The organism is Sphingobacterium sp. 2149 (genome assembly GCF_031455655.1).
Classification (GTDB): Bacteria; Bacteroidota; Bacteroidia; order Sphingobacteriales; family Sphingobacteriaceae; genus Sphingobacterium.
The window spans coordinates 63,637-70,355 of record NZ_JAVDTD010000019.1 but is presented as its reverse complement, the minus strand read 5'-3'; the positions used below and the strand labels follow the sequence as shown (position 1 = coordinate 70,355).

The following is a 6,719-nucleotide window of genomic DNA, read 5'->3' as shown; positions in this document are numbered from 1 at the left end:
AAAACATCATGTCAATAAACCATAAAAACTTAAAGGATCTATATCCTCAGAACTTCAAAAAATCAGCAGACCTGTAGTTCATAGGCCGGATACGTAATTGCGAATATCCTTTAGAAGCGCCTGAATTCTCAACTTTTAATTTAATTGATATTTCCGTATATCCTTTGACTACTAAGATATTTTCAGCATAACCATCATTTTGCAAAGTAAGATTCTTAAAAACTTTAAGTACTTTCTCTTTTAGGCTTTCTTCATCTAAAAGAATAAAAGTTAATATGTCTCAAATCTATTTATATGAATGAGTATATAGAAAAAATCTCGACCAACTTTAGTTTGACCTAGATCAAACATATTATATCCTAGATAACTGCTGGATATTTTAAACAAATTTTAACTATGGCATATTGTATAAATTCAATATGATCATATCAGGCGAGTTAAATATCGGTGAGAATTACAGTATGATATTTTTAAAATGTAGCACATGGATATGTAATAATTTGTTAACATGGAAATTAATATTTAAAGAACCAGCCAGTGGTCTTAAAAATTTAAAATTCTTTTATTATTGGCTAATTTTGTATATTGATCGTAATATATGAAATTAATTGAAAGCCAGATTAAATAAAATTATTACCATGTTTTAACTATGTTATGAATAAGAATATAACCATTATTGACCTCTCCCCGAATTTAGGTGTATTCTAAAATAGAAAATTCCGCTGTTTTGACCTGTTTTTCGATAAACATTTCAGGAGTCATATGCCCTAAACAGCTGTGGGGCCTGAAGGTGTTGTACTCTTCCCTCCAGATTTCAATTTTTTCCTTCGCATCTTCCAATGACAGGAACCAATGCGCATTTAGGCACTCGTCCCGAAAACTTCCATTGAATGACTAAATATACGAATTATCTGTTGGTTTTCCCGGTCTGGAGAATACTAATTCCACCTGATGTTCATATGCCCACCTATCAACATCCTTAGAAATAAATTATTCACTTGTGTTTGCTTTATTAGGTGTTCATGACCGCTTTGCAATTCTGATCCGTTATCCACTTGAATTTTTCTGGGTATTGCCTGTTGGAATAGTCGGAGCTCTTCCAAAACAGAAACAACGTCACTTCCTTTAAGCCCCTGTCCAACCTCAATGGCCATGCATTTACGGCTATAGTTATCCACTATAGTTAAGCAGCGGATTTTCCTGCCATCGAACAGTGCGTCAGCGACAAAGTCCATACTCCAGCAGTCATGTAAATTGGAAAAAACCGGTCTCTCGGATCGATGAGCGGCGGCGCGGCAGCGTCTGGGCCTTTTCACCCGCAGATTTAAGCCTTCTTCTTTATAAATTCGATAAATCCGTTTTGGATTATCCCGCCAGCCTTCACGTTTCAATAGAACAACAATGCGTTCTATGCCGTAACGCACGCGTGTTTCAGCAATGCTTTTTATGCGAAGGCGTAATGGACTGTCATCTGGTCTTTGGTGTTTATAATACCAAACTGAGGTGCTCAGCAGAGATATCTCGCACGCTCTGCGTAGGGAAATTCGATAATCAGAAATGAGTCCGGTAATCATGGTTCTACGCTGCGAAGGCTTTAAAACTTTTTTTTTAATACATCCTGGAGCATCTGTTTGTCCAGACTAAGATCGGCCACGAGCTTTTTCAGCTGTGCATTTTCTTCTTCCAATTGCCGGAGCTTACGCAGCTCTGATACCCCCAAGCCACCGTATTTCTTCTTCCAGTTGTAGAACGTAGCTTCGCTGATACCCATTTTTCTGCAGACTTCTTCCACACAGGTACCTGTCTCGGACTGTTTGATCGCAAAGGCAATCTGTGCTTCGGTAAACTTTGATTTTTTCATCGTTTTTCCTCCCTTTTAAAATTAGTAATTCATACCCAAATTCTCTACTTTTAAATGCTCCAGTTTTTTGGGGAGAGGTCAATAAAATTAAAATTTTTATAAAAAAAACAGGCAAATAGAATTACATAGTGTAATCCTATTTGCCTGTTTTAATCTTCTTAATAAACTGTAATAAAGGAACTAAAGGTTCTATTGTACTCTCGTGACCTCCACAAATAAAAAAACCTAACATCAGTTAGGTTTCTTTATTTTATTACATAATCAGTTTATAAAACTTATTGTGCAAAATTCCACCTTACATATCTCCCGAATAGTTCCATCTATTGCATAGAATAAACTTTTCGCAAACAGGGTTACACTACCAAAGAGAACCTCGCCGGAAAATCTTCCTATCATCCAAGCCCTAAGCTGTTCTTCTCCAGCCCTTTTCCGAGAGATTCTAGCTATATGCAAATTGCTCCTAAATGAATATTATGCTATTGGATATCAAAAGCAATTTATATAAGTTTGGCAATAACAAGTATACTAGATAGCTGATCTTCATGAAATTCATTTTTTTTATCTGTTCATTATTAATGTCACAGGCTGCCTTCGGACAGAAAACAAGCGTTATCAACAATGAATCAACTCTTTTTACACTTGAAACTCCAAACGGTAACATTGATTTTTTAGTCATTGATCCAGCTCCGAAAAGCAAAAAGCCTCTATTTTTGTTTTGTCAGGGCTCCTTGCCCCTACCACTATACTTTAATTATAAAAAAGAAGGTTTAAGCCTTTTTGGGGGTGGACTAACCAACTTTAACTACCAGGATATAATTAAATCGTACCATCTCGTCGTTATTTCCATGCCAGAGACCCCTGTTATTTTGGATGAATCGCAGCTTAATGATTCCTATTGGTATTATGGCGACTCTAAAGATAGAGATATCCCTAGTAGAGCTTATCAAGAAGCAGATTATCTAGATAATTATGTGAATCGAGCAGTTTCCGTATTAGATTACCTGAGCAAACAACGTTGGGTAGATAATTCGCAATTAACAGTATTTGGACATTCCCAAGGTGGACATGTAGCCGCCAAACTAGCCAATAAATATAAAAAAGTCAGCAAACTGGGTTTATCAGGCACAAATTTGTTTGGACGGATAGACCAAGATATACGGCAAGCAAAGCGCGATATCCAAAAAGGAAAAATTACCTGGCAACAAGCCTCTCAAAAAATTGAATCAACCTATGCGTTTTATAAAGATGCCAACAACCCTGAAAAATTAAAAAACAATCCCAATTTGCGCTCCTGGAAGTCATTTTCACAACCTGCTATTGATGAGCTATTGGGATTTGACTACCCAATCTATCTGGTCTCCGGCACAGAAGACATTGTAGCTGAATTAAATGATCTAGCACCACTATATTTTATAAGAAATCACAAAAACAACCTGACGATAAAACGATATTACAATCTGGAGCATAATTATTTTGAAGTTCAGAATGATGGTAGACCCGATTACAAAAAACCGCATTGGAACGACGTCATGACAGACTTTCTAACTTGGACATTAGAGCAAAAAACAACAGCTAATAGCAATTAAACAGTAAAATACATGCATCAATTAAAATTTCGCAACGCCGAACAACAAGATTTACCATACATCGTAGAAATATACAATTCAACAATTGCCTCTCGTATGGTCACAGCAGATACAGAACCTGTATCTGTTGCGAGTAGACAAAAATGGTTTGACGAACACAACGCTTCGAAAAGACCTTTATGGATGGTGGAAGATCAAAATAATCAACTCCTTGGATGGGTCAGTTTCCAATCGTTCTACGGTCGTCCCGCTTATGATGCAACAGTAGAAATTAGTATCTATTTGGACGAACAGCAACGAGGCCGGGGTCTAGGTAAACAAATTCTCCAGCACTGTATGGATAAAGCCCCAGGTTTAGGCGTACATACCCTGTTGGGATTTATCTTCGCGCACAATCTTGCCAGCATCGCGTTGTTTGAAAAAATGGGATTCGAGGAATGGGCTAATTTACCTAATATTGCAACGCTCGATCAGGAAGAGCGAAGCCTAAAGATACTAGGAATAAGAATTAAATAAACTAAGGTTATACTATTAACAGCCATTATTTATGCATATTCCGCACCATACTACACCACCATTCCGCTCCAAAGTACACCAGTGATTCCGCTGCAAAATACACCACTCTGGTGTAAATTTTTAGCAGTCTAATTATAGGTTGACGGTCTTTTACACTGTTCTAGAAAGACTGCCATTCCGACACAAAGTGCACCAATAATTCCGCGGCAAACTACACCACTGGATATTTAAGAAAAAAAGATTGCTAAGTTGGGTCTGTATTAGACCTAACGATATGGCAAACAGACCTCTAAATATGCAGAAGATAAGACAGATATTGCTGTTTTTGGAACGTGGCTTTTCCCAGCGCTCCATCGAAAGGGAGACCGGTATCAATAGACGTACCATCGCAAGTTATTTGCAGCGGTTCGCCGACAGCGGATTCAGTATTGCGGAACTGCTCCTTTTTTCCGATGCCGAGCTGGAAGCCTATCTTAATGCATGCAAAGCGGAACTGATAGAAAAAGATCCCCGCCGGATACATCTTGAATCGCAGTTTTCCTATCTATTTTCCGAACTCCGTCGTGTAGGTGTTACGCGTCAGCTGTTATGGCAGGAATATATCAATGAATATCCCGATGGCTTTGGCTATTCCAGATTCTGTGAGCTTCTACAGGAACATATCCGCAAACAGGGAGCCACCATGCATTTTGAACATGAGCCTGGGAGGCTGCTGCAGGTAGACTTTGCTGGTGATATGCTGCATTATGTGGATACCAACAGTGGTGAACTGATAGCCTGTCCTGTTCTGGTGGCCGTATTGCCTTATAGCGGTTATAGTTATGTGGAAGCGCTCATTAATGCATCCCTGCCGCAGGTATTGCGGGCGCTCAACAATGCTCTTGGCTATTTTGGAGGTGTACCCTTATCGGTAAAGTCGGACAATATGAAACAATGGGTCGTGCGCAGTAACCGTTACGAACCAAAGTTCGCCGATATGCTGGAGCAATGGGCCAATCATAACAACATAGCGCTCCTGGCCACACGTCCTGCAAAACCCAGGGATAAGGCATCAGTGGAAGGTGCTGTTAAAATAACCTATCAAAGGATATACGCTCCACTCCGGAATGAGACCTTTAAAAGTATCAGCGAACTCAATCTGGCGATAGGTCTACAGCTTAAAGAACACCATCAGAAAAACTTCCAGCGCAAGACTTTCAGCAGAACAGAGCTTTTTGAAAGTAGTGAGAAACCGATCTTAAATCCGTTGCCGGAAAGTTCTTTTATAATGAAACACTATACGCGTGCAAAGGTGCAACGTGATTATCATGTGGTACTGGGTGAGGACTGGCACTTCTACAGTGTACCTTCCAAACATATCGGAAGTACGGTAAATATTATTTATTGTACCGATACCGTTGAAATATACATCGGAAGCACCCGTGTAGCCCTTCACAGGCGCAGCTATAAAAAACACGGTTATACGACCGACAGAAATCATGAACCACCACATCACCGCCACTTTCGCGAGCGGCTGGCCTGGAATCCTGATGACTATCTTTCAAGGGCAGAAAAATACGGCGTTGCCACCCGCGAATACTTTCAAAAGGTGATGGACAGCAAACTGATCATAGACCAATCTTATCAAGCCTGTCAGGGACTCCTCAGGCTGGCATCGCTTTATCCAGACCGCATAGAAGCCGCCTGCCAAAGAGGGCTAAAAGGCCACCGCTTTAATTATATGGCCATAAAAAATATCCTTGACAACAAGATGGACATACTGGAAAAAGATGATCGGCACACTGCCGGATATAGCATTCCACTACACCGGAACATCCGGGGGGCTGATGAATATAAATAAAAATAGACACATAAATCAACAACAGAAATGAACACAGATCAAACTATCGAACAGCTCAGATCAATGCGCCTGACTGGCATGGCCCGCCGCTATGAAGCAGTCGCCTCCTTACCAGTACACGAAATCCAGGATGTCCATGAACTATTGGGGTCTATGGTACAGGCCGAACTGGAATACCGTGACCATACCAGAACCCAGAAATATCTCAAAGCCAGCCGGCTCAGGTACAACGCTCTTCCTGAAGAGATCATCTGCAATGCAGAAAGGGGCATCACACGTGAACAGGTGCTTCGACTTTCAGACGGCTCTTTTATACATCGTGGAGAAAATGTTCTTATCACAGGAGCTACAGGATCAGGTAAGAGTTTTTTGGCCTGTGCGCTGGGAAGGTCGGCCTGTCTGCTGGGCTTTAAAACGCTATACTTCAGTATGAACCGCTTTATGGATACCGTTGTACAGACCAGGCTTGATGGTACTTATCTGAAATGGATAAAGGGTATCGCAAACCAAAAGTTACTGATAATGGATGACTTCGGGTTAAAATCTATAGACGCCGACACTCGGCTTGCACTGCTGGATATATTGGAAGACAGATATGGAAATAGCTCAGTTATCATAACTTCTCAGCTTCCGGTTGAAGCATGGTACAACTTTATTGATGAGCCAACACTTGCGGACGCGATAATGGACAGATTGACAGCTTCCGCACACAGACTCTCGCTACAGGGGAAGTCTTTGAGAAAGAAAAAAAATCATTAAGTTTGAATAGTTAATACAATCCAGTTGTAAAATAGCTCGGGTTATTGGTCACTAAATCTGGTGTACTTTCGTCCGGAAACCGTGGTGTACTTTTGTCGGAATATTCAATTATTTAAAATAAATGGCTAAATTATAGCTTAAACAATAAAGATTTCAT

Annotated in this window: 4 protein-coding genes and 1 pseudogene; 4 read left to right on the top strand and 1 reads right to left on the bottom strand. The window is 40.1% G+C overall.

The window, feature by feature from the left end:
- Nucleotides 1-693: 693 nt before the first annotated feature.
- Nucleotides 694-1,861, bottom strand: a pseudogene (locus tag J2X77_RS22690) (IS3 family transposase).
- Nucleotides 1,862-2,403: 542 nt separating this feature from the next.
- Here J2X77_RS22690 and J2X77_RS22685 point away from each other — a divergent pair.
- The 4 genes from J2X77_RS22685 (at nt 2,404) to istB (ending at nt 6,562) form a co-directional block, all read left to right on the top strand.
- Nucleotides 2,404-3,447, top strand: a complete 1,044-nt coding sequence (locus tag J2X77_RS22685) for a prolyl oligopeptidase family serine peptidase (RefSeq protein WP_310082637.1) — start codon at nt 2,404-2,406, stop codon at nt 3,445-3,447.
- A gap of 12 nt (nt 3,448-3,459) precedes the next feature.
- Complete coding sequence (locus tag J2X77_RS22680) at nt 3,460-3,963, top strand: GNAT family N-acetyltransferase (RefSeq protein ID WP_293882321.1); 504 nt, start codon at nt 3,460-3,462, stop codon at nt 3,961-3,963.
- A 295-nt stretch (nt 3,964-4,258) separates the two neighbouring features.
- Nucleotides 4,259-5,803 carry an IS21 family transposase gene (istA, locus tag J2X77_RS22675; protein ID WP_310082635.1) on the top strand — a complete coding sequence of 515 codons (1,545 nt, stop codon included), beginning with the start codon at nt 4,259-4,261 and terminating at the stop codon, nt 5,801-5,803.
- A 27-nt stretch (nt 5,804-5,830) separates the two neighbouring features.
- Nucleotides 5,831-6,562 carry an IS21-like element helper ATPase IstB gene (gene istB / locus J2X77_RS22670; protein WP_310082634.1) on the top strand — a complete coding sequence of 244 codons (732 nt, stop codon included), beginning with the start codon at nt 5,831-5,833 and terminating at the stop codon, nt 6,560-6,562.
- The last annotated feature ends 157 nt before the right edge of the window (nt 6,563-6,719 follow it).